Genomic DNA, 22,311 nt, shown 5'->3' on the forward strand with positions numbered 1-22,311 from the left:
GCAGCGGGGCAGACAAGCAGTACGAGAAGAAGTGGGCGATGTCCGAGATGAACAACGAAGGCCGCACCAGGCTCAACCGGCTGCCCGAGTGGGCGGCCCTCGGCAAGCACCGTGAGCAGCTGGGCGAGACCCGGCTGCGCGATCTGTTCGCCGCCGACGCGGAGCGTGGCACCGGCTACGCCCTGCGGGTCGGCGACCTCTACCTGGACTACTCCAAGCACCTCGTCACCGACGAGACGCTGACCCTGCTGCGCGAACTGGCGGCCGTCACCGGCGTCTCCGAGCTCCGCGACGCCATGTTCCGCGGCGAGAAGATCAACACCACCGAGGACCGGGCGGTCCTCCACACCGCGCTCCGCGCCCCCCGCGGAGCCGTGATCGAGGTCGACGGGGAGAACGTCGTCCCCGGCGTCCACGCCGTCCTCGACACGATGGGCGCGTTCTCCGACAAGGTCCGCGCGGGCGAGTGGATCGGCCACACCGGCAAGCCGATCAAGAACATCGTCAACATCGGCATCGGCGGCTCCGACCTCGGCCCCGCCATGGCCTACGAGGTCCTGCGCTCCTACACCCAGCGGGACCTGACGCTCCGTTTCGTCTCCAACGTCGACGGTGCCGACCTCCACGAGGCCGTCCGCGACCTCGACCCGGCCGAGACGCTGTTCATCGTCGCCTCGAAGACCTTCACCACCATCGAGACGATCACCAACGCCACTTCCGCGCGGAACTGGCTCCTCACCGGCCTGCGGGCCGACCAGGACGCCGTCGCCAAGCACTTCGTGGCCCTCTCGACCAACGCCGAGAAGGTCGAGGAGTTCGGCATCGACACCGCGAACATGTTCGAGTTCTGGGACTGGGTCGGCGGCCGCTACTCGTACGACTCCGCCATCGGCCTCTCCCTGATGATCGCCATCGGCCCGGAGCGCTTCCGCGAGATGCTCGACGGCTTCCACCTCGTCGACGAGCACTTCCGCACGGCTCCGCCCGAGGAGAACGCACCGCTGCTCCTCGGCCTCCTCGGGGTCTGGTACGGCGCCTTCTTCGACGCCCAGTCGCACGCCGTCCTGCCGTACTCGCACTACCTCTCCAAGTTCACCGCCTACCTCCAGCAGCTCGACATGGAGTCCAACGGCAAGTCGGTGGACCGCGAGGGCAACCGGGTCGACTGGCAGACCGGCCCGGTCGTCTGGGGCACCCCCGGCACCAACGGGCAGCACGCCTACTACCAGTTGATCCACCAGGGCACCAAGGTCATCCCGGCCGACTTCATCGGCTTCGCGCGGCCGGTCGACGACCTGCTGCCGGGCCTCGTCGCCCAGCACGACCTGCTCATGGCCAACTTCTTCGCCCAGACCCAGGCGCTGGCCTTCGGCAAGACCCCCGACGAGGTACGGGCGGAGGGCGTCCCCGAGGAGCTCGTCCCGCACAAGAGCTTCCAGGGGAACCACCCGACCACCACGATCCTCGCCGACGCGCTCACCCCGTCCGTCCTCGGCCAGCTCATCGCGCTGTACGAGCACAAGGTCTTCGTCCAGGGCGCCATCTGGAACATCGACTCCTTCGACCAGTGGGGCGTCGAACTCGGCAAGGTCCTCGCCAAGCGGATCGAGCCGGTCCTGACGGAGGGCGAGGGCGGCGAGCACCTCGACAGCTCCACCGCGGGACTCGTGTCCGCCTACCGCACGCTGCGCGGACGGTAGAGCCATGACGGGGGAGAACGCGGTGCGGCTGCGGCCGCCCAGGAACGCCGTGGCCGAGCGGGCCGTCGCCTGGTGGCGGAGCCGGCTCCTGGCGACCACCGCCGTACCGGCGGTGGTCCTCGGCGTCCTCGGCGCCCTCATCGGGCCCGCCCGGTTCTGGCTGCTGGTCTCGGCCGGGGCCGTGGCGGCCCTGGGCCTCACCTGCACCGCGTTCCTCCCCGCCTGGTGGTTCCGGGTGCACCGCTGGGAGGTCACCGAGGACGCCGTCTACGTCCGCACGGGGGCCCTCTGGCAGGAGTGGCGGATCGCGCCGATGTCCCGGATCCAGACCGTCGACACCTCGCGCGGCCCGCTGGAGCAGGGCTTCCGGCTCGCCACCGTCACGGTGACCACCGCCTCCTCCAAGGGCGCGATCCGGATCGAGGGCCTCGACCACGAACTGGCCGCCGAGCTGGCCGAGCGGCTGACCGTCATCACCCAGGCCACCCCCGGGGACGCCACATGAACGAGGCGACCGAGAAGGCGGCGGACGAGGCCACCGGGACGGCGCCGGGCCCGGCCGCCGACGGGAACCAGGACTCGGACTGGCTCCGCCTCGATCCCCGTACCGTCCTCGTCCGGGTCGTCCTCTTCGGCGGCGTCCTCGCCGGCGCCGCGCTGCCCGTCACCTTCGCGCTGGCCGGGCCGCGCCCGCTCTGGCAGGCCGCCGCCTGGGTCGCCGCGGCCGTCGCCCTCGCCCTGCTCGCCGACATCGTCGCCGAGACCGTCCGCCTCCGCCGCACCCGCTACCGGATCGGCACCGAGCGGAGCGAGACGGGGGCACCCCAGGCCGAAGGCCGGGGGCGGGTGGAGCTCCACACCGGTCTCCTCGTCGTCCAGCGCCGCTCGCTCGCCCGTGAGCGCATCCGCAGCGCCGACCTCACCGCCAACCCGCTCCAGCGCCTCTTCGGCCTCGTCAAGGTCCGTATCGGCACCGGCGAGCACACCGGCGGCAGCGACTCCACGCTCGAACTCGACCTGGTCACCCGGGCCGAGGGGGAGCGGCTGCGCCACGAGCTGCTCGCCCGCCCCGCCGCCACCCCCGGGGCCCCGGACCACGACCCCTCTCTCGCGACGCTCGACCCGCGCTGGATCCGCTACGCCCCCGTCTCCTTCCTCGCCCCCGCCCTCGGCGGCGCGGCGGCCGGAGCGGTCATGCAGGTCAGCGAGTGGTTCGGCGCCCAGGGGAAGGTCATCGACTGGATAGGGGACCGGTTCCAGGACGTCTCCATCCCCTGGATGATCCTCGTCCTGGTCCTCCTCGCCACCGTCGCCGGCGCCGTCGGCGCCCTCGGCCTCTGGGTCGAGATGTGGTGGAACTACCGTCTGGAGCGCGAGCCCGGCGGCACCCTGCGGGTCTCCCGCGGGCTCTTCACCGCCCGCTCGGTCTCCATAGAGGAGCGCAGGCTGCGCGGCATCGAGCTGGTCGAGCCGCTCGGCGTCCGCGTGTTCGGCGCGGCCCGTGTCGACGCCGTCGCCACCGGGCTCGTCAAGGACGACGACGACAAGCACGCCGACCTCAAGAACCTGCTGCCCGCCGCGGAGCGGGCGGTGGCCGACCGGGTCGCCGCCCAGGTCCTGCGCGAGCCGGAGCCGCCCACCGGGGCACCGCTCGTCGCCCACCCCCGGGCCGCCCGCACCCGGAGGGTGCGCTGGGCGCTGGGGAGCGTCCTGGCGCCCGTGGCGGTCCTCGTCCTCCTCGGGCTGCTCCTCACCCCGGTCCTGCTGTACGTGGCGGCCGGCTGCGCGGTCGTCCTCGGCCCGGTCGCCGTGCTGTTCGCCCTCGACGCGTACCGCGCTCTCGGACACGGCGTCAGCGGCGCCTATCTGGTGACCCGTTCGGGTACGGTCCGGCGGGCCACGGTCGCCCTCCAGCGCTCCGGCGTCATCGGCTGGACCGTCAAGCAGTCGTACTTCCAGCGGCGGGCCGGACTGCTGACCCTCACCGCCACCACGGCGGCCGGAGCGGGCGCGTACGACATCCTCGACGCGGGCCGGAGCCAGGGCCTGGCCTTCGCCGCCGGGGCCGTACCGGACCTGCTCGCGCCCTTCCTCGAATCCGTACCGACGCAGGAGGCCCGGTCCACCGAAAGGTGAACCGGGCCTCCGGGGCGTCCGCGTCAGGCGGACGCCGGCGGGTACAGACTCCGCGGCAGCTCCGAGGCCGCCGCCGCGTCCAGCAGCCACAGCGTGCGCGAGCGGCCGTAGGCGCCCGCCGCCGGGGCCTGCACCTCGCCCGCGCCCGACAGCGCGATCGCCGCCGCCTTCGCCTTGTCCTCACCGGCCGCGAGCAGCCAGACCTCCTTCGCCGCCCGGATCGCCGGAAGGGTCAGCGAGACCCGCACCGGCGGCGGCTTGGGCGCGCCGTGCACGCCGACCACCGTCCGCTCGGTCTCGCGGACCGCGGGCAACTCCGGGAAGAGCGAGGCCACATGGGTGTCCGGGCCGACGCCCAGCATCAGGACGTCGAAGGTCGGCACCCCGCCGTGGTCACCGGGGCCCGCGGCGGCGGCCAGCTCCCGCGCGTACGCGGCCGCGGCCGCGTCGACGTCGGAGCCGTACGCGCCGTCCGAGGCCGGCATGGCGTGCACCCGCGCCGGGTCGAGCGGCACCCGGTCGAGCAGCGCCTCCCGGGCCTGGGTGACGTTCCGCTCGGGGTCGCCCTCGGGCAGGAAACGCTCGTCGCCCCACCACAGGTCGAGCCGCGACCAGTCGATCGCGTCCAGCGCGGGCGCCGAACCGAGTGCCGCCAGCAGGCCGTTGCCGTTGCGTCCGCCGGTGAGCACCACCGAGGCGGAGCCGCGGGCGGCCTGGGCGTCCACGATCTTCGTGATCAGCCGGGCCGCCGCGGCCTCGGCCATCAGCTCCTTGTCGCGGTGGACGACCAGCTGGGGGGTGCTCACTTGGCCGCCGCCTTCTTGGCCGGGGCCTTCTTCGCGGCGGGCTTGGCGGCCGGGGCGGCCGACTCCACAGCGGCGTCCGGAGCGGGCTCCGCGACCGTCTCCACGACGACCTCGGGGGCGGTGACGGCCGCCTCCTCGTCGAGCCGTTCGAGGCCGAACTTGAGCGCCGTCGCGTAGGTGTCGTCCGGGTCCAGCCGGCGCAGCTCCTCCGCGATCAGCTCGGCCGTGTCACGGCGCTTGAGCGCCACCGCACGGTCGGGCTGCCCCTGGATGGAGAGCGTGGCGAGCGAGCCGTCCGGCCGGTCGAGGACGATCGGGCCGGAGCTGGTCTCCATCCGTACGGAGGTGAGACCGGGACCCGTCGACTTCGAGCGGCGCACCGGAATCTTCAGCCGCTCCGCCAGCCACATGGCGAGCAGCTCGACGCTCGGGTTGAACTCCTCGCCCTCGACCTCGGCGGAGGTCACCTCGCACACGACCTGGTCGAGCGCGGCGGCGAGCATCGAACGCCACGGGGTGATCCGGGTCCACGCGAGGTCCGTGTCGCCCGGGGTGTACGCGTCCGCGCGCGCGGTCAGCTCGTGGATGGGCTGCTCGGCGGCGTACGTGTCGGTCACCCGGCGCTGGGCGAGGGCGCCCAGCGGGTCCTTCGCCGGGTCGGTCGGCGCGTTCACCGGCCACCAGACGACGACGGGGGCGTCCGGGAGGAGCAGCGGCAGGACCACCGACTGGGCGTGGTCGCCGACCTCGCCGTACAGCCGGAGGACCACCGTCTCACCGGTGCTGGCGTCGGCGCCGAGGCGGACCTCGGCGTCGAGCCGTGCCTTGGAGCGGTCCCGCGGGGAGCGCGAGACCCGCTTGATGACGACGAGGGTCCGCGAGGGGTGCTCGCGGGACGCCTCGTTCGCAGCCTTCAGCGCGTCGTAGGCGTTCTCCTCGTCGGTGACGATGACGAGGGTGAGCACCATGCCGACGGCCGGCGTGCCGATCGCCCGCCGCCCGAGCACCAGCGCCTTGTTGATCTTGGAGGACGTGGTGTCCGTCAGGTCGGTCTTCATGGCCGGCGCCAGCTCCGTCCGTCTCGTGCGAGCATCTCGTCCGCCTCGACCGGACCCCAGGTCCCCGACTGGTACTGCGCGGGCTTGCCGTGCTTGTCCCAGAACTGCTCGATCGGGTCGAGGATCTTCCAGGACAGCTCGACCTCCTCGACGCGCGGGAAGAGGTTGGAGTCGCCGAGCAGGACGTCGAGGATGAGCCGCTCGTACGCCTCGGGGCTGGACTCCGTGAAGGACTCGCCGTAGGCGAAGTCCATCGACACGTCCCGGATCTCCATCTGGGTGCCGGGCACCTTGGAGCCGAACCGCATCGTCACGCCCTCGTCCGGCTGGACCCGGATGACGATGGCGTTGCGGCCGAGTTCCTCGGTCGCGGTGGAGTCGAAGGGGGAGTGCGGGGCGCGCTGGAAGACGACCGCGATCTCGGTGACGCGGCGGCCGAGCCGCTTGCCGGTGCGCAGGTAGAAGGGGACGCCCGCCCAGCGGCGGTTGTCGATCTCCAGCTTGATGGCCGCGTAGGTGTCGGTCTTCGACTGGGGGTCGATGCCGTCTTCCTGCAGGTAGCCGACGGCCTTCGCGCCGCCCTGCCACCCGGCGGCGTACTGGCCGCGGACCGTGGACTTGCCCAGGTCCTTGGGCAGCTTCACCGCGCCGAGGACCTTGGTCTTCTCGGCGGCCAGCGCGTCGGCGTCGAAGGAGGCGGGCTCCTCCATCGCGGTCAGCGCGAGCAGCTGGAGCAGGTGGTTCTGGATGACGTCACGGGCGGCGCCGATGCCGTCGTAGTAGCCGGCGCGGCCACCGATGCCGATGTCCTCGGCCATGGTGATCTGCACGTGGTCGACGTACGACCGGTTCCAGATCGGCTCGAAGAGGGTGTTGGCGAAGCGGAGCGCCAGGATGTTCTGGACGGTCTCCTTGCCGAGGTAGTGGTCGATCCGGAAGACCTCGTTGGGCGGGAAGACCTCGTGGACGACCTCGTTGAGCTCCTTGGCGGAGACCAGGTCGTGGCCGAAGGGCTTCTCGATGACCGCGCGGCGCCAGGAGCCGTCCTTCTGGTCGGCGAGCCCGTGCTTCTTGAGCTGCTGGACGACCTTGGGGAAGAACTTCGGCGGGACCGACAGGTAGAAGGCGAAGTTGCCGCCCGTGCCCTGTGCCTTGTCCAGCTCCTCGATGGTGTCCTTCAGCTGCTCGAACGCGTCGTCGTCGTCGAAGTCGCCCTGGACGAAACGCATCCCCTGGATCAGCTGCTGCCACACCTCCTCGCGGAACGGGGTGCGCGCGTGCTGCTCGACGGCGTCGTGGACCTCCTGCGCGAAGTCCTCGTCCTGCCACTCCCGGCGGGCGAAGCCGATGAGCGAGAAGCCCGGCGGCAGCAGGCCGCGGTTGGCCAGGTCGTAGACGGCAGGCATCAGCTTCTTACGGGACAAATCGCCCGTGACGCCGAAGATCACCAGACCCGACGGCCCCGCGATGCGCGGGAGCCGTCGGTCTGCGGCGTCACGGAGCGGGTTGGCTCCGTGGACTGCGCTCAAAGTGCTTACGCCTCCGAAGGTGCGAGGCGCGAGAGCTCCGCCTCGGTGGACTTGAGAAGGTCGTTCCAGGACGCCTCGAACTTCTCGACGCCCTCGTCCTCAAGGAGCTGGACGACATCGTCGTAGCCGATGCCCAGCTTCTCGACGGCCGCGATCTCGGCACGCGACTGGTCGTAGGTGCCGCGCACGGTGTCACCGGCGACCACGCCGTGGTCGGCGGTGGCCTCCAGGGTGGCCTCCGGCATGGTGTTGACCGTGCCCGGGGCGACCAGGTCCACGACGTACAGGGTGTCCTTGTACGCCGGGTCCTTGACGCCGGTCGAGGCCCACAGCGGACGCTGCTTGTTGGCCTGCGCCTTGTCGAGGGCGACCCAGCGCTCCGAGGAGAAGACCTCCTCGTACGCCTCGTACGCCAGACGCGCGTTGGCCAGGGCGGCCTTGCCCTTGAGGGCCTTGGCCTCGTCGGTGCCGAGGGCGTCCAGGCGCTTGTCGATCTCCGAGTCCACCCGGGACACGAAGAAGGAGGCCACCGAGTGGATCTTGGAGAGGTCGAGGCCGCGCTCGCGGGCCTTCTCCAGGCCCGCCAGGTAGGCGTCCATGACCGCGCGGTAGCGCTCCAGCGAGAAGATCAGCGTCACGTTGACGCTGATGCCGAGGCCGATGACCTCGGTGATCGCCGGCAGACCCGCCTTGGTGGCCGGGATCTTGATGAGCGTGTTGGGACGGTCCACAAGCCAGGCCAGCTGCTTGGCCTCGGCGATGGTGGCGGTCGTCTCGTGGGCGAGACGGGGGTCGACCTCGATGGAGACCCGGCCGTCCTGGCCGTCGGTCGCCTCGAAGACCGGCCGCAGGATGTCGGCGGCGTCGCGGACGTCCGCCGTCGTGATCATCCGGATGGCCTCGTCGACGGTCACCTTGCGGGCGGCGAGGTCGGCGAGCTGCTGCTCGTAACCGTCGCCGTGCGAGATGGCCTTCTGGAAGATCGACGGGTTCGTGGTCACACCGACCACGTGGCTCTGGTCGATGAGCTCGGCCAGGTTGCCGGACGTGATCCGCTTGCGCGAGAGGTCGTCCAGCCAGATCGCGACGCCTTCGTCGGAGAGGCGCTTGAGAGCGTCTGTCATGAGAATTCCATCTCCATTAAGTCGTACGTATGCGGATCAGCGCGCGGCGGCGTCGATCGATTCCCGGGCGGCGGCGACGATGGCCTCCGGCGTGAACCCGAACTCGCGGAACAGGACCTTCGCGTCGGCCGAGGCACCGAAGTGCTCCAGGGAGACGATCCGGCCGGCGTCCCCGACGTAGCGGTGCCAGGTGAGACCGATACCGGCCTCGACCGCGACACGGGCCTTGACCGACGGCGGCAGGACGGAGTCCTTGTACGCCTGGTCCTGCTCCTCGAACCACTCCACGGACGGCATCGAGACCACCCGGGTCGGGACACCGGCGGCCTGGAGCTGCTCGCGGGCCTCGACGGCCAGGTGCACCTCGGAGCCCGTGCCGATCAGCACGACCTCCGGCTCGCCGCCGTCGGCCTCGAACAGCACGTAGCCGCCCTTGACCGTGTCCTCGTTCGGCGCGTACGTCGGCACACCCTGGCGGGTCAGCGCCAGACCGTGCGGGGCGCCCTTGCCGAAGACCTTCGTGTGGCGCTGCATGATCTCGCGCCAGGCGATGGCCGTCTCGTTGGCGTCGGCCGGACGGACCACGTTGAGGCCCGGGATCGCACGCAGCGAGGCCAGGTGCTCCACCGGCTGGTGCGTCGGGCCGTCCTCGCCCAGACCGATCGAGTCGTGGGTCCAGACGTACGTCACCGGGACGTGCATCAGGGCCGACAGACGGACGGCGTTGCGCATGTAGTCGGAGAACACCAGGAAGGTGCCGCCGTAGATGCGCGTGTTGCCGTGCAGCGCGATGCCGTTCATCTCCGCGGCCATGGAGTGCTCGCGGATGCCGAAGTGGATCGTGCGGCCGTACTTGTCGGCCTCAGGCAGCGGGTTGCCCTCGGGCAGGAACGACGAGTCCTTGTCGATCGTCGTGTTGTTCGAGCCGGCGAGGTCGGCCGAGCCGCCCCACAGCTCCGGGATGACCGCGCCGAGCGCCTTGAGGACCTGGCCCGAGGCGGCACGGGTGGCGACACCCTTGCCCGGCTCGAAGACCGGGAGCTTCTCGGCCCAGCCGGCCGGCAGCTCGTTCGCCTGGATGCGGTCGAACTCGGCGGCGCGCTCCGGGTTGGCCGTACGCCACTCGGCGAGCGACTTCTCCCACGCGGCGCGGGCCTCACGGCCGCGGTCGCCGAGCGAACGGGTGTGCGCGATGACCTCGTCGGTGACCTCGAAGGTCTGCTCCGGGTCGAAGCCGAGGACGCGCTTGGTGGCCGCGATCTCCTCGTCGCCCAGCGCCGAGCCGTGCGCGGCCTCGGTGTTCTGCGCGTTCGGGGCGGGCCAGGCGATGATCGAGCGCATCGCGATGAACGACGGACGCTCGGTCTCGGCCTCGGCGGCCTTGACCGCCGCGTAGAGACCGGCCGGGTCCAGGTCGCCGTTGGCCTGCGGCTCGACGCGCTGGACGTGCCAGCCGTACGCCTCGTACCGCTTCATCGTGTCCTCGGACACGGCCGTCTCGGTGTCGCCCTCGATCGAGATGTGGTTGTCGTCCCACAGCAGGATCAGGTTGCCGAGCTTCTGGTGGCCGGCGAGCGAGGACGCCTCCGCGGAGATGCCCTCCTGCAGGCAGCCGTCACCGGCGATCGCGTAGATGCGGTGGTCGAACGGGGAGGTGCCGGCGGCGGCCTCCGGGTCGAACAGACCGCGCTCGAAGCGGGCGGCCATCGCCATGCCCACGGCGTTGGCGACACCCTGGCCCAGCGGGCCCGTGGTGGTCTCGACCGCGGCGGTGTGACCGTACTCCGGGTGACCGGGGGTCTTCGAGCCCCAGGTGCGGAAGGCCTTCAGGTCGTCCAGCTCGAGACCGAAGCCACCCAGGTACAGCTGGGTGTAGAGGGTCAGGGACGAGTGTCCCGCGGAGAGGACGAACCGGTCGCGCCCGACCCACTCGGGGTCGGCCGGGTCGTGCCGCATCACCTTCTGGAAGAGGGTGTACGCGGCGGGCGCCAGGCTCATCGCCGTACCGGGATGGCCGTTGCCGACCTTCTGTACGGCGTCCGCCGCCAGGATGCGGGCGGTGTCGACGGCCCGCTGGTCCAACTCGGTCCACTCGAGGTCTGTGGTGGTCGGCTTAGTGCTCACCCTGGGTCAGGGCTCCTCTCCACATGTCTGAAGCCGGTGACTGAGGGTGTACCGGCGTTGTCGAGCCTACCCCCGCCGGAACGCCCTTCTTTTCGTGTGCATGCCCCTCAAATGAGCGGACACGGCAAGACTGCCGCCGCCCGTGTGAGTTCGCCTCCCGAAGGGCGTCCACGCCTTGGGACACACCCCCTCAACACGACCCCACCCCCGCGAAGATCGGCGTCTGGGCAACGTCTACAGTGGCGTGGTACGCGCAAGCTTCACCCCGCCTTCATCCGGGGAGCTTGCTGGGAATTTCTCTGTCAGGGGTGTGCGTGACGGCCGTCGAGTCCCGACCCGCAGGGGTCGTCTTGACTCCCAGCCCGGGGGGCCATCGGCCGTTCGGGGCCCGCGTCAAGGCATACGTGGCGCTGACCAAGCCGCGGATCATCGAACTGTTGCTCATCACCACCGTTCCGGTGATGTTCCTCGCCGAGCAGGGCGTGCCCGACCTGTGGCTGGTGCTCGCCACCTGCTTCGGCGGCTACCTCTCCGCGGGCGGCGCCAACGCGCTGAACATGTACATCGACCGCGACATCGACGCGCTCATGGACCGAACCTCCCAGCGTCCGCTGGTCACCGGCGTCCTGACGCCGCGCGAGGGCCTGGTCTTCGGCCTCACCCTTGCCGTGGTCTCCACGCTCTGGTTCGGCCTGCTCGTCAACTGGCTCTCCGCCGCACTCTCGCTCGGCGCGCTCCTCTTCTACGTCGTGGTCTACACGATGATCCTGAAGCGCCGCACCGCGCAGAACATCGTCTGGGGCGGGATCGCCGGCTGCCTCCCGGTCCTCATCGGCTGGTCGGCCGTCACGGACTCGATGTCCTGGGCGGCGATCATCCTCTTCGCCGTCATCTTCTTCTGGACGCCGCCGCACTACTGGCCGCTGTCGATGAAGGTGAAGGACGACTACGCCCGCGCCGGCGTGCCGATGCTCCCGGTCCTCGCCTCCAACAAGGTCGTCGCCAAGCAGATCGTCGCGTACAGCTGGGTGATGGTCGCCGTCTCGCTGCTGCTCACGCCGCTCGGCTACACCGGCTGGTTCTACCTGACGGTCGCCCTGCTCACCGGCGGCTGGTGGCTCTGGGAGGCGCACGGCCTGCTCAACCGCGCCAAGGCGGGCGCCACCGGCGCGAAGCTCAAGGAGATGCGCCTCTTCCACTGGTCCATCACCTATGTCTCGCTGCTCTTCGTGGCGGTCGCGGTGGACCCGTTCCTCCGTTAGGGCGTGTCCAGGAGGGACTTTCCGGGACGTCTCATCGGATGTCTCCGCTCAGATGATCTGCTCGGCCGACGGCCGGGTCACGTGGGATAGGCCACGTGACCCGGCCGTCGCCAGTAGATCTACCCCTCGGTAGCATCCCTTTCATGGCAGAAACGAAGCAGGCAGAGCGCAAGGCGGCCAGGCTCGCCAAGGAGATCAAGGCCTTCTCCAAGGAGCACGGCGGCTCCGAGGGACACCTCGCGCACATCGGTCAGGCGGGCACCCGGATCGTCCTCGTCGGCACCGACGGCGGCTGGGGCGACCTCGTCGCGCCGACGTACGAGATCGCGCGCCAGGCCGCCGAGAAGGCCGGCCTCACCCTCCACGAGGAGTTCGACGGCGAGTTCGCCGCCAAGGTCGCCACCGGCCCGTACGAGTGGACCCGGATGGCCGGTATCCAGATCGGCGGCCCCTCCAACAGCTGAGGCAACAACCTCGCGCGGGGCTCACCCGTTAGGACGTGTGGAGAAGCGACACGGCCACACAGGGAGCCCCCCGAGATGATCGACACGCCGAGCCTGGTGGACCAGTACTGCCACGGGGTGCTCCGTACGGAGCTCGGCCTCGGCACCTTCGAGGCCCGCCTCGGCGCCCAGCTGGGCGGCAGCGGCGCGCTGCCCGCCGCGGGCACCACCTTCTTCGACACCCAGACCGGCTTCGCCGTGCGCCGATGGTGCCCGCCGCTGCTCGGTCTCGAAGCGCACTGCCCACCGGCCCGGTATCTCGCGCGCCGCCGCGAACTGGGCGTCGCCGAGGCGGGCCGGCGGCTGCTGCGGGCCTCAGGGATCGCCACGTACCTCGTCGACACCGGACTGCCCGACGACCTCACGGGACCGGCCGAGCTCGGCGCCACCGGCGCCGCGGAGGCCCACGAGATCGTCCGCCTCGAACCCCTCGCCGAGCAGGTGGCCGACACCTCGGGGACCGTCGAGGCCTTCCTCGCCAACCTCGCCGAGGCAGTCCACGGGGCCGCCGTCCACGCCGTGGCCTTCGCCTCCGTGGCGGGGGTACGCCAGGGACTCACGTACACGCCCGCACCCCCGGGACCCGGAGAGGTACGCGGGGCCGCGGGGCGCTGGCTCGCCGGACGCCCGGCCGGCGGCCCGCTCACCGACCCCGTGCTGCTGCGCCATCTGCTCTGGATCGCGGTCACCGCCGGGCGCCCCGTGCAGCTGCACACCGGGCACCGGGACCCGGCCCCGCTCGCCGGATTCGCCGCCGCCACCGCGGGGCTCGGCACCGACCTGGTGCTGCTCCACTCCTACCCGTACCACCGCGCCGCGGCGCACCTGACCGCCGTGCACCCGCATGTCCACGCGGACCTGGGCCCCGTCCTCGCGCACACCGGGGCGCGGGCGGCGGCCGTCCTCGCCGAGGTCCTGGAGCGGGCGCCGTTCGGGAAGCTGCTGTTCTCCAGCGGCGCCCACGGCCTGCCCGAGCTCCACGTGGTCGCCGCGAACGTCTTCCGCACCGCCCTCACCCGGGTGCTGGGTGAATGGGTCATGGACGGCGCCTGGTCCCGTACGGACGCCCAGCGCGTCGCCACGATGATCGCGGCGGGAAACGCACGACGGGTCTACCGGCTCGCGGGGAGCCGGTAGACCCGTCGGGTGCGGGCCGGGCGGAGCGGTCAGGCCGTCGCCAGCTGGGCGTCGGCCTGGGCCGGGATGCCGGCGGTGGGGACCGGGCGCTCGCGCAGGCTCAGGGCCAGGCGCAGGACCGCGATCCACATCAGGGACGAGCCGAGCATGTGGGCGGCGACCAGGAGCTCGGGCACCCCGGTGAAGTACTGCACGTAGCCGACGACGCCCTGCGCGAGCAGCACGATCAGCAGGTCGCGGGCGCGCGCCCGGGTGTCGAGCGGGGCGTCCACCACGCGCAGGACCAGCCACATCGCGAGCGCCAGGGCACAGACGACCCAGGCGGCGATGGCGTGCAGGTGCGCGGCGTTCGTCCAGTCCCACGGCATGCGCGGCACGTCGCTGCTGTCACCGGCGTGCTTGCCGGCGCCGGTCACCGTCGTACCGAGCGCGATCAGCAGGCCCGAGGTGATCGTGATCGCCCAGGACAGCTTGCGGACCGGGCGCGGCACGCGCGGGCGGGCGGCGGTGTCGCCCTCGCCGGTCCGGTGCCAGGTGATGACGGCGACGGTGAGCAGCGCGTTCGCGGCGAGGAAGTGGCCGGCGACCGTCCACGGGTTGAGGCCCATCCACACCGTGATGCCGCCGATGACGGCGTTGCTCATCACGATCCAGAACTGGGCCCAGCCGAGCCGGGTCAGCCCGCGCCGCCACGGCTTGGTGGACCGGGCGGCGATGATCGCCCAGCCGACCGCGGCCGACAGGACGTAGGTCAGCATCCGGTTGCCGAACTCGATCGCGCCGCGGTAGCCCTGCTCGGGCGTCACGATCAGGCTGTCGTCGGTGCACTTCGGCCAGGTGTCGCAGCCGAGACCGGAACCGGTCAGCCGGACCGCGCCACCGGTGACGATGATGAGCACGCTCATCACGACGGCGGAGAGCGCGGCGCGCCGGAGCGTCCTGGGGGACGGAGTCCAGCGCCTGGCGATGGAGGCGAGGGGGGTCAGCACGGGCCCTATCGTAGGCCGGGGCTTGTGCACGGTTTCACGAGGGGTGCCTTGTCGGGAAACGTCACCCTCTGGGACCTGTCCACTACTCCCAGCGGAAGAACTTCGCCGCCGCGCCGAGGCCGAGGACGGCCCAGACCGCGAGGGTCAGCGCGTCGCCCCAGGGCAGGGCGGCGCCGTCCTGGAGGACCGCGCGCAGGCCGTCGGAGAGCGCCGAGATCGGGAGCAGCTCCAGGACCGAGCGGGCCGCGTCCGGGAACTTCGCCAGCGGGACGATGACGCCGCCGCCCACCAGGAGCAGCAGGAAGACCAGGTTGGCGGCGGCCAGGGTGGCCTCCGCCTTCAGCGTGCCCGCCATCAGCAGGCCGAGGCCGGAGAAGGCGGCCGTGCCGAGGACCAGGAGGAGCAGCACCGAGAGCACGCCGGTGAAGGTCGCGGCCCCGTGCGGGGACCAGCCGAGGCCCAGGGCGATCGCCGTCAGCAGGGCGATCTGGAGGACCTCGGTCACCAGGACGGCGAGCGTCTTGGCGGTCATCAGAGCCCAGCGGGGGAGCGGCGAGGCGCCGAGGCGCTTGAGCACCCCGTACCGCCGCTCGAAACCGGTCGCGATGGCCTGGCCGGTGAACGCGGTCGACAGGACGGCGAGCGCGAGGATGCCCGGGGCGAGGAAGTCGACGGCCTTGTCGGCGCCGCCCGTCGTCGACACGGGCACCGTGATGATGTCGACGGTGGAGAAGAGCACCAGGAGCAGCGACGGGATGATCACGGTGAGGAGCAGCTGCTCGCCGTTGCGCAGCAGCATCCGGGTCTCCAGGGCCGTCTGCGCCGCGATCATCCGGCCGACGGGTGCACCCCCCGGCCGGGGGGCGTACGTACCGGTGCTCTCGACCGAACCAGTGCTCACGACCGCAGTTCCTTGCCCGTCAGTTCGAGGAAGACGTCCTCGAGAGTGTGGCGCTCGACGGAGATGCCGTCGGGCATGACGCCGTGCTGGGCGCACCAGCTGGTGACCGTGGCCAGCAGCTGCGGGTCGACGGTGCCGGTGATCCGGTACGTGCCCGGGAGCGGCTCCGCCGCGGCGGTGCCGTCGGGCAGCGCCTTGAGCAGCGAGCCCAGGTCGAGTCCGGGGCGGCCGGTGAAGCGGAGGGTGTTCTCGGCGCCGCCGCGGCACAGCTGCTCGGGGCTGCCCTGGGCGGCGACCCGGCCGGCGTCGACGATGGCGACGTCGTCGGCGAGTTCCTCCGCCTCCTGCATGAAGTGGGTGGTGAGGACCACGGTCACCCCGTCGGCGCGCAGCTCGCGCACGAGGTCCCAGGTGGCGCGGCGGGCCTGCGGGTCGAGTCCGGCGGTCGGCTCGTCGAGGAAGACGAGCTCGGGGCGGCCGACGACGGCCATGGCGAGCGCGAGGCGCTGCTGCTGGCCGCCGGAGAGGCGCCGGTAGGTGGTGCGGCCGCAGGAGCCGAGGCCGAGGCGTTCGATCAGCGCGTCCACGTCCAGCGGGTGGGCGTGCAGCTTCGCCATGTGGCGGAGCATCTCGTCGGCGCGGGCACCGGAGTAGACGCCGCCGGACTGGAGCATGACGCCGATCCGGGGGCGCAGGGCGGCCGCGTCGGCGACCGGGTCGAGGCCGAGGACGCGCACGGTGCCGGCGTCGGGCCTCCGGTAGCCCTCGCAGGTCTCGATGGTGGTGGTCTTGCCGGCTCCGTTGGGGCCGAGGACGGCGGTCACGGTGCCGGCCCGCACGTCGAGGTCGAGGCCGTCGACGGCGGTCTTGTTGCCGTACCGCTTGACCAGGCCACGGACCTGGACGACGCACCCGACGGACTCGTTTCGCATGACGGGAAGTCTAGAGAGGGGTCGGGGGCCCTCCCGGCGCGGGGCCCGCGTCCCCGGAACGTCCGGTTCGGGCGGTCCGCGGCGTGATCTCCTTTTCGTCGTGCCGGGCGGCGAAGTGGCCGGTGGAGCCCCTGTGGCCTGCACGTACTGCCTCGCGAGGCGGCTGGATCCGGCCCGGGGGGAGCAGGGAACGAGGGCGTGATTCGTCCTACGAATGATCGTTTCCGCAGGTCAGGTAAGCCTTACCTGAGTGACGCACCGCACCGTCACCGTGTCCGGCGCGGCTTGTCAGTCCGAGATTAATTACGCAACAATGGCGTTGTGAAAAACGTTGGCGCGGCTCCCATGGAGGAACTCGCGACCCGTGAGCGTTCGACGCGCAACCGGGTCGCACGGTCGATCCTGGATCACGGGCCGTCGACCGTCGCCGATCTCGCCGGACGACTCCGCCTCACCCAGGCCGCCGTCCGCCGCCATCTCGACTCGCTGGTCGCCGACAACGTCGTCGAAGCGCGCGAGCAGCGCGTCTACGGGGCGCGAGCCCGCGGCCGCCCCGCCAAGATCTTCGCGCTCACCGACTGCGGCCGGGACGCCTTCGACCAGTCGTACGACTCGCTCGCGGTCGAGGCGCTCCAGTGGATCGAGCGCAACGCCGGTGGTGAAGCGGCGGTGGCCGCCTTCGCCCGCGACCGGATCGAGGCCCAGGCGGACGCCTACCGCGAAGCCGTCGAGGCCGTCGAACCCGAGCGACGGACCGAGGCGCTTGCCAAGGCCCTGACCGCCGACGGGTACGCTGCCACTGCGCGGAACGCGCCGGTCGGCGAGCAGCTCTGCCAGCACCACTGCCCGGTAGCCCACGTCGCCGAGCAGTATCCACAGCTGTGCGAGGCGGAGACGGAGTTCTTCTCCCGCCTCCTGGGAACGCACGTCCAGCGTCTGGCCACCATCGCGCATGGTGACGGCGTCTGCACCACGTTCATCCCGCACAGCACTCCACAGACCACCGAATCAGCATCCGCAAGTACGGCCGGGAGGAACCCCGCATGACCACCGAGATCAGCCACCCCGAGCTCGAGGGCCTGGGTCGGTACGAGTACGGCTGGGCCGACTCCGACGCCGCCGGTGCCACCGCCAAGCGCGGTCTGAACGAGGACGTCGTCCGCGACATCTCCTCGAAGAAGAACGAGCCCGAGTGGATGCTGAAGCTGCGTCTCAAGGGTCTGCGGCTCTTCGCCAAGAAGCCCATGCCGACCTGGGGCTCCGACCTCTCCGGCATCGACTTCGACAACATCAAGTACTTCGTGCGGTCCACCGAGAAGCAGGCCGAGTCCTGGGAGGACCTGCCGGAGGACATCAAGAACACGTACGACAAGCTCGGCATCCCCGAGGCGGAGAAGCAGCGCCTCGTCGCCGGTGTCGCCGCCCAGTACGAGTCCGAGGTCGTCTACCACCAGATCCGCGAGGACCTGGAGGAGCAGGGCGTCATCTTCGTCGACACCGACACCGCGCTGAAGGAGCACGAGGAGCTCTTCAAGGAGTACTTCGGCACGGTCATCCCGGTCGGCGACAACAAGTTCGCCTCGCTGAACACGTCCGTGTGGTCCGGCGGCTCGTTCATCTACGTGCCGAAGGGCGTGCAGGTCGAGATCCCGCTCCAGGCCTACTTCCGTATCAACACGGAGAACATGGGCCAGTTCGAGCGGACGCTGATCATCGTCGACGAGGACGCCTACGTCCACTACGTCGAGGGCTGCACCGCCCCGATCTACTCCTCGGACTCGCTGCACAGCGCCGTCGTCGAGATCATCGTGAAGAAGGGCGGCCGCTGCCGCTACACGACCATCCAGAACTGGTCGAACAACGTCTACAACCTGGTGACCAAGCGCGCCGTCGCCTACGAGGGCGCCACCATGGAGTGGGTCGACGGCAACATCGGCTCCAAGGTCACCATGAAGTACCCGGCCGTCTACCTCATGGGCGAGCACGCCAAGGGCGAGACCCTGTCCATCGCCTTCGCGGGCGAGGGCCAGCACCAGGACGCCGGCGCCAAGATGGTCCACATGGCCCCGAACACCTCCTCCAACATCGTCTCCAAGTCGGTGGCGCGAGGCGGCGGCCGCACCTCCTACCGCGGTCTCATCGAGATCGGCGAGGGTGCCCCGGGCTCCAAGTCGAACGTGCTCTGCGACGCGCTGCTCGTCGACACGATCTCCCGCTCGGACACGTACCCCTACGTGGACGTGCGCGAGGACGACGTCTCCATGGGCCACGAGGCCACCGTCTCCAAGGTCTCCGAGGACCAGCTCTTCTACCTGATGAGCCGCGGCCTCACCGAGTTCGAGGCCATGGCGATGATCGTCCGCGGGTTCGTCGAGCCCATCGCCAAGGAACTCCCGATGGAGTACGCCCTGGAGCTCAACCGGCTGATCGAGCTGCAGATGGAGGGCTCGGTGGGCTAAGGCCCACCCCGCCCCACAGCACACGCAGCGACCGATTTTCACGTACGCAGGAAGAGAGCAACCCAACAGCCATGGCTGAGGCTCAGAACTCCCCCACTCTCGGCTCCGCTCGAGCGGGGGGACCCCCTCCGGCGGGCTCCACCACCGCCGGCTCGATCGCGGTGGCCGCCGAGTCCACCGTCGCCACGCGCATGAGCGCGCCCCCGTCCTTCGACGTCGCGGACTTCCCCGTCCCGCACGGCCGTGAGGAGGAGTGGCGGTTCACCCCGCTCGCGCGTCTCCGTGGCCTGCACGACGGGACCGCCGTCGCCTCCGGCGAGGGCGTCAAGGTCGAGATCGAGGCCCCCGAGGGCGTCACCGTGGAGACCGTCGGCCGTGAGGACGAGCGCCTCGGCAAGGCCGGCAAGCCCGTCGACCGTGTCGCCGCGCAGGCGTACTCCTCCTTCGAGAAGGCCTCGGTCGTCACCGTCGCCAAGGAGGCCGTGCTCACCGAGCCGATCCGCATCACCGTGCACGGTGAGGGCGGCGTCGCCTTCGGCCACCAGGTCATCGAGCTCGGGGCCTTCGCCGAGGCCGTCGTGGTCCTCGACCACTCCGGTGACGCGGTGCTCGCCGCCAACGTCGACTACGTCCTCGGTGACGGCGCCAAGCTGACCGTCGTCTCCGTCCAGGACTGGGACGAGAAGGCCGTCCACGTCGCCCAGCACAACGCCCTGGTCGGCCGTGACGCCTCCTTCAAGTCCGTCATCGTCACCTTCGGCGGCGACGTCGTCCGCATCCACCCGCGGGTGGCGTACGCGGCGCCCGGCGGCGAGGCCGAGCTGTTCGGTCTGTACTTCACCGACGCCGGCCAGCACCAGGAGCACCGCCTCCTGGTCGACCACAACACCCCGCACTGCAAGTCCAACGTGGCCTACAAGGGCGCGCTGCAGGGCCAGGACGCGCACGCCGTCTGGATCGGCGACGTGCTCATCCAGGCCGCGGCCGAGGGCACGGACACGTACGAGCTCAACCGGAACCTGGTCCTCACGGACGGCGCCCGGGTCGACTCCGTACCGAACCTGGAGATCGAGACCGGCGAGATCGCCGGCGCCGGTCACGCCTCGGCCACCGGTCGTTTCGACGACGAGCAGCTCTTCTACCTGATGTCCCGCGGTATCCCGCAGGCCGAGGCCCGTCGCCTCGTCGTCCGCGGCTTCTTCGCGGAGCTCGTCCAGCAGATCGGTCTGCCGGACGTCGAGGAGCGCCTCATCGCCAAGATCGAGGCCGAGCTGGAGGCCTCCGTCTGATGGCCTTCGTCCGAGTCTGCGCGCTGAGCGAGCTGGAGGCCGACACCCCGAAGCGGGTCGAGGTCGACGGCACGCCGGTGTCGGTCGTGCACACCGAGGGCGAGGTGTTCGCGATCAACGACATCTGCTCGCACGCGAACGTCTCCCTCTCGGAGGGCGAGGTCGAGGACTGTGCCATCGAGTGCTGGCTGCACGGCTCCAGCTTCGACCTCCGCACCGGCAAGCCCTCCGGCCTTCCCGCGACGCGCCCCGTCCCCGTATACCCCGTAAAGATCGAAGGGGACGATGTGCTCGTCTCCGTCACCCAGGAGTCCTGAGTCACCCATGGCAACGCTTGAAATCCGCAACCTGCACGTCTCCGTCGAGGCCGAGAACGGCCCCCGCGAGATCCTCAAGGGTGTCGACCTGACCATCAAGCAGGGCGAGACCCACGCCGTCATGGGCCCCAACGGCTCCGGCAAGTCGACCCTGGCGTACTCGCTCGCCGGCCACCCGAAGTACACGGTCACCGGCGGCACCGTCACCCTCGACGGCGAGGACGTCCTGGAGATGTCGGTCGACGAGCGCGCCCGCGCCGGCGTCTTCCTGGCCATGCAGTACCCGGTCGAGGTCCCCGGTGTCTCGGTCTCCAACTTCCTGCGCACCTCCGCCACCGCGATCCGCGGCGAGGCCCCCAAGCTGCGCACCTGGGTGAAGGAGGTCAAGTCCGCGATGGAGCAGCTCCAGATGGACCCGGCCTTCGCCGAGCGCAACGTCAACGAGGGCTTCTCCGGCGGTGAGAAGAAGCGCCACGAGATCCTCCAGCTGGAGCTCCTCAAGCCGAAGATCGCGATCCTCGACGAGACCGACTCCGGCCTGGACGTCGACGCGCTGCGCCAGGTCTCCGAGGGCGTCAACCGCGTCCGCGAGACCGGCGAGGTCGGCACCCTGCTGATCACGCACTACACGCGGATCCTCCGCTACATCAAGCCCGACTTCGTGCACGTCTTCTCCGAGGGCCGCATCGTCGAGTCCGGCGGCGCCGAGCTCGCCGACAAGCTGGAGAACGAGGGCTACGAGGCCTACAGCACGAAGGGTGGCGCATCCGCGTGACATCTGCCCATCAGGGGCTCTCCGGCCTCCTCGACACCGAGGCGATCCGCAAGGACTTCCCGCTCCTGGATCGCGTGGTCCACGACGGCAAGAAGATCGTGTACCTCGACTCCGCGGCGACCTCGCAGAAGCCGCGGCAGGTCCTCGACGCGCTCAACACGTACTACGAGCGTCACAACGCCAACGTCCACCGCGGCGTCTACACGGTCGCCGAGGAGGCGACGGCGCTGTACGAAGGCGCCCGTGACAAGGTCGCGGCCTTCATCAACGCGCCGAGCCGCGACGAGGTGATCTTCACCAAGAACGCCTCGGAGTCGCTCAACCTGGTGGCCAACATGCTGGGCTGGGCCGACGAGCCCTACCGCGTGGACCATGAGACCGAGATCGCCATCACGGAGATGGAGCACCACTCCAACATCGTGCCGTGGCAGCTGCTCTCGCAGCGCACGGGCGCGAAGCTGAAGTGGTTCGGCCTCACCGACGACGGCCGTCTCGACCTCTCGAACATCGAAGAGGTCATCACCGAGAAGACCAAGATCGTCTCGTTCACGCTGGTCTCGAACCTGCTGGGCACGATCAACCCGGTCGAGACGATCATCCGCCGCGCCCAGGAGGTCGGTGCGCTCGTCTGCATCGACGCCTCCCAGGCGGCCCCGCACATGGTCCTGGACGTGCAGGCGCTCCAGGCCGACTTCGTGGCCTTCACCGGCCACAAGATGTGCGGCCCGACGGGCATCGGCGTCCTCTGGGGCCGCCAGGAGCTGCTCGAGGACCTGCCGCCCTTCCTGGGCGGCGGCGAGATGATCGAGACCGTCTCGATGCACTCCTCGACGTACGCCCCGGCCCCGCACAAGTTCGAGGCGGGTACGCCCCCGATCGCCCAGGCCGTCGGCCTCGGCGCGGCCGTGGACTACCTCTCGGCGATCGGTATGGAGAACATCGCGCGCCATGAGCACGCGATCACCGAGTACGCCGTCCGGCGCCTCCAGGAGGTTCCGGACCTGCGGATCATCGGCCCCACCACGGCCGAGGACCGCGGCGCGGCGATCTCCTTCACGCTCGGCGACATCCACCCGCACGACGTGGGCCAGGTCCTCGACGAAGAGGGCATCGCGGTCCGGGTCGGCCACCACTGCGCGCGGCCGGTCTGCCTGCGGTACGGAATTCCTGCGACCACGCGGGCGTCGTTCTATCTGTACTCCACCCCGGCCGAGGTCGATGCCCTGGTCGCGGGTCTGGAGCACGTACGGAACTTCTTCGGCTAGGGGAC

At 70.7% G+C, this 22,311-nt stretch carries 20 protein-coding genes; 12 read left to right on the forward strand and 8 right to left on the reverse strand.

Annotated features, from left to right (window positions below; translation table 11 throughout):
* The first annotated feature begins 47 nt into the window (after nucleotides 1-47).
* The 3 genes from pgi to E0F75_RS20620 are packed head-to-tail and all read left to right on the forward strand — an operon-like array spanning nucleotide 48 to nucleotide 3,836.
* Nucleotides 48-1,700, forward strand: coding sequence for a glucose-6-phosphate isomerase (pgi, locus tag E0F75_RS20610; RefSeq protein WP_187624139.1), 1,653 nt, complete (start codon nucleotides 48-50; stop codon nucleotides 1,698-1,700).
* A 4-nt stretch (nucleotides 1,701-1,704) separates the two neighbouring features.
* Nucleotides 1,705-2,205, forward strand: coding sequence for a PH domain-containing protein (locus E0F75_RS20615; protein WP_187624005.1), 501 nt, complete (start codon nucleotides 1,705-1,707; stop codon nucleotides 2,203-2,205).
* Nucleotides 2,202-3,836: a PH domain-containing protein gene (locus E0F75_RS20620; RefSeq protein ID WP_187624006.1), complete on the forward strand. Its 1,635-nt coding sequence runs from the start codon at nucleotides 2,202-2,204 to the stop codon at nucleotides 3,834-3,836. The genes E0F75_RS20615 and E0F75_RS20620 overlap by 4 nt, the downstream gene beginning before the upstream one ends.
* 23 nt (nucleotides 3,837-3,859) lie before the next feature.
* Here the strand turns inward: E0F75_RS20620 and pgl are convergent, their stop codons facing one another.
* From pgl to tkt, 5 genes are read right to left on the reverse strand one after another with little or no spacing between them, the layout of a single operon-like run.
* Nucleotides 3,860-4,642, reverse strand: coding sequence for a 6-phosphogluconolactonase (gene pgl, locus E0F75_RS20625; RefSeq protein ID WP_187624007.1), 783 nt, complete (start codon nucleotides 4,640-4,642; stop codon nucleotides 3,860-3,862).
* The gene (gene opcA / locus E0F75_RS20630) at nucleotides 4,639-5,700 is read right to left on the reverse strand and encodes a glucose-6-phosphate dehydrogenase assembly protein OpcA (RefSeq protein ID WP_187624008.1); all 1,062 of its coding nucleotides are present in this window, start codon (nucleotides 5,698-5,700) and stop codon (nucleotides 4,639-4,641) included. The genes pgl and opcA overlap by 4 nt, the downstream gene beginning before the upstream one ends.
* A complete protein-coding gene (zwf, locus tag E0F75_RS20635; RefSeq protein ID WP_187624009.1) occupies nucleotides 5,697-7,229 on the reverse strand; it encodes a glucose-6-phosphate dehydrogenase in 1,533 nt (510 codons plus the stop codon). Before zwf ends, opcA begins: the two co-directional genes overlap by 4 nt.
* A gap of 5 nt (nucleotides 7,230-7,234) precedes the next feature.
* Nucleotides 7,235-8,353 (reverse strand): transaldolase, encoded by a 1,119-nt coding sequence (gene tal / locus E0F75_RS20640; RefSeq protein ID WP_187624010.1) that lies wholly within the window; start codon nucleotides 8,351-8,353, stop codon nucleotides 7,235-7,237.
* Between the two features lie 36 nt (nucleotides 8,354-8,389).
* Complete coding sequence (tkt, locus tag E0F75_RS20645; protein WP_187624011.1) at nucleotides 8,390-10,477, reverse strand: transketolase; 2,088 nt, start codon at nucleotides 10,475-10,477, stop codon at nucleotides 8,390-8,392.
* Nucleotides 10,478-10,791: 314 nt separating this feature from the next.
* On the opposite strand from tkt, the gene E0F75_RS20650 reads away from it, so the two are divergent.
* The 3 genes from E0F75_RS20650 (at nucleotide 10,792) to E0F75_RS20660 (ending at nucleotide 13,379) form a co-directional block, all read left to right on the forward strand.
* Entirely contained in the window at nucleotides 10,792-11,739 is a 948-nt protein-coding gene (locus tag E0F75_RS20650; RefSeq protein ID WP_187624012.1) for a heme o synthase, read from the forward strand.
* A gap of 143 nt (nucleotides 11,740-11,882) precedes the next feature.
* On the forward strand, nucleotides 11,883-12,203 hold the full coding sequence (locus tag E0F75_RS20655; protein WP_187624013.1) for a hypothetical protein: 321 nt from the start codon (nucleotides 11,883-11,885) through the stop codon (nucleotides 12,201-12,203).
* A 75-nt stretch (nucleotides 12,204-12,278) separates the two neighbouring features.
* Complete coding sequence (locus E0F75_RS20660) at nucleotides 12,279-13,379, forward strand: amidohydrolase family protein (RefSeq protein WP_187624014.1); 1,101 nt, start codon at nucleotides 12,279-12,281, stop codon at nucleotides 13,377-13,379.
* 29 nt (nucleotides 13,380-13,408) lie between these two features.
* Here E0F75_RS20660 and E0F75_RS20665 read toward each other — a convergent pair whose 3' ends face one another.
* The 3 genes from E0F75_RS20665 to E0F75_RS20675 all read right to left on the reverse strand — a co-directional run bounded on the left by E0F75_RS20665 (nucleotide 13,409) and on the right by E0F75_RS20675 (nucleotide 16,201).
* The gene (locus E0F75_RS20665; RefSeq protein WP_229312763.1) at nucleotides 13,409-14,377 is read right to left on the reverse strand and encodes a heme A synthase; all 969 of its coding nucleotides are present in this window, start codon (nucleotides 14,375-14,377) and stop codon (nucleotides 13,409-13,411) included.
* A 73-nt stretch (nucleotides 14,378-14,450) separates the two neighbouring features.
* Nucleotides 14,451-15,200, reverse strand: a complete 750-nt coding sequence (locus E0F75_RS20670; protein ID WP_194481378.1) for an ABC transporter permease — start codon at nucleotides 15,198-15,200, stop codon at nucleotides 14,451-14,453.
* A gap of 65 nt (nucleotides 15,201-15,265) precedes the next feature.
* Entirely contained in the window at nucleotides 15,266-16,201 is a 936-nt protein-coding gene (locus E0F75_RS20675; RefSeq protein WP_187624017.1) for an ABC transporter ATP-binding protein, read from the reverse strand.
* 321 nt (nucleotides 16,202-16,522) lie between these two features.
* On the opposite strand from E0F75_RS20675, the gene E0F75_RS20680 reads away from it, so the two are divergent.
* From E0F75_RS20680 to E0F75_RS20705, 6 genes are all read left to right on the forward strand, one after another.
* Nucleotides 16,523-17,248, forward strand: coding sequence for a metalloregulator ArsR/SmtB family transcription factor (locus E0F75_RS20680; protein WP_187624018.1), 726 nt, complete (start codon nucleotides 16,523-16,525; stop codon nucleotides 17,246-17,248).
* On the forward strand, nucleotides 17,245-18,660 hold the full coding sequence (sufB, locus tag E0F75_RS20685) for a Fe-S cluster assembly protein SufB (RefSeq protein WP_187624019.1): 1,416 nt from the start codon (nucleotides 17,245-17,247) through the stop codon (nucleotides 18,658-18,660). Before E0F75_RS20680 ends, sufB begins: the two co-directional genes overlap by 4 nt.
* A 71-nt stretch (nucleotides 18,661-18,731) precedes the next feature.
* Complete coding sequence (gene sufD / locus E0F75_RS20690) at nucleotides 18,732-19,949, forward strand: Fe-S cluster assembly protein SufD (RefSeq protein WP_187624020.1); 1,218 nt, start codon at nucleotides 18,732-18,734, stop codon at nucleotides 19,947-19,949.
* Nucleotides 19,949-20,266 (forward strand): bifunctional 3-phenylpropionate/cinnamic acid dioxygenase ferredoxin subunit, encoded by a 318-nt coding sequence (locus E0F75_RS20695; protein ID WP_030322524.1) that lies wholly within the window; start codon nucleotides 19,949-19,951, stop codon nucleotides 20,264-20,266. The genes sufD and E0F75_RS20695 overlap by 1 nt, the downstream gene beginning before the upstream one ends.
* 7 nt (nucleotides 20,267-20,273) lie before the next feature.
* Complete coding sequence (gene sufC, locus E0F75_RS20700; protein WP_024757174.1) at nucleotides 20,274-21,041, forward strand: Fe-S cluster assembly ATPase SufC; 768 nt, start codon at nucleotides 20,274-20,276, stop codon at nucleotides 21,039-21,041.
* Nucleotides 21,038-22,306, forward strand: coding sequence for a cysteine desulfurase (locus tag E0F75_RS20705; RefSeq protein ID WP_187624021.1), 1,269 nt, complete (start codon nucleotides 21,038-21,040; stop codon nucleotides 22,304-22,306). Before sufC ends, E0F75_RS20705 begins: the two co-directional genes overlap by 4 nt.
* Nucleotides 22,307-22,311 lie beyond the last annotated feature (5 nt).

It is taken from the genome of Streptomyces sp. CB02980, from assembly GCF_014451325.2.
In the GTDB taxonomy this organism is placed as follows: domain Bacteria; phylum Actinomycetota; class Actinomycetes; order Streptomycetales; family Streptomycetaceae; genus Streptomyces.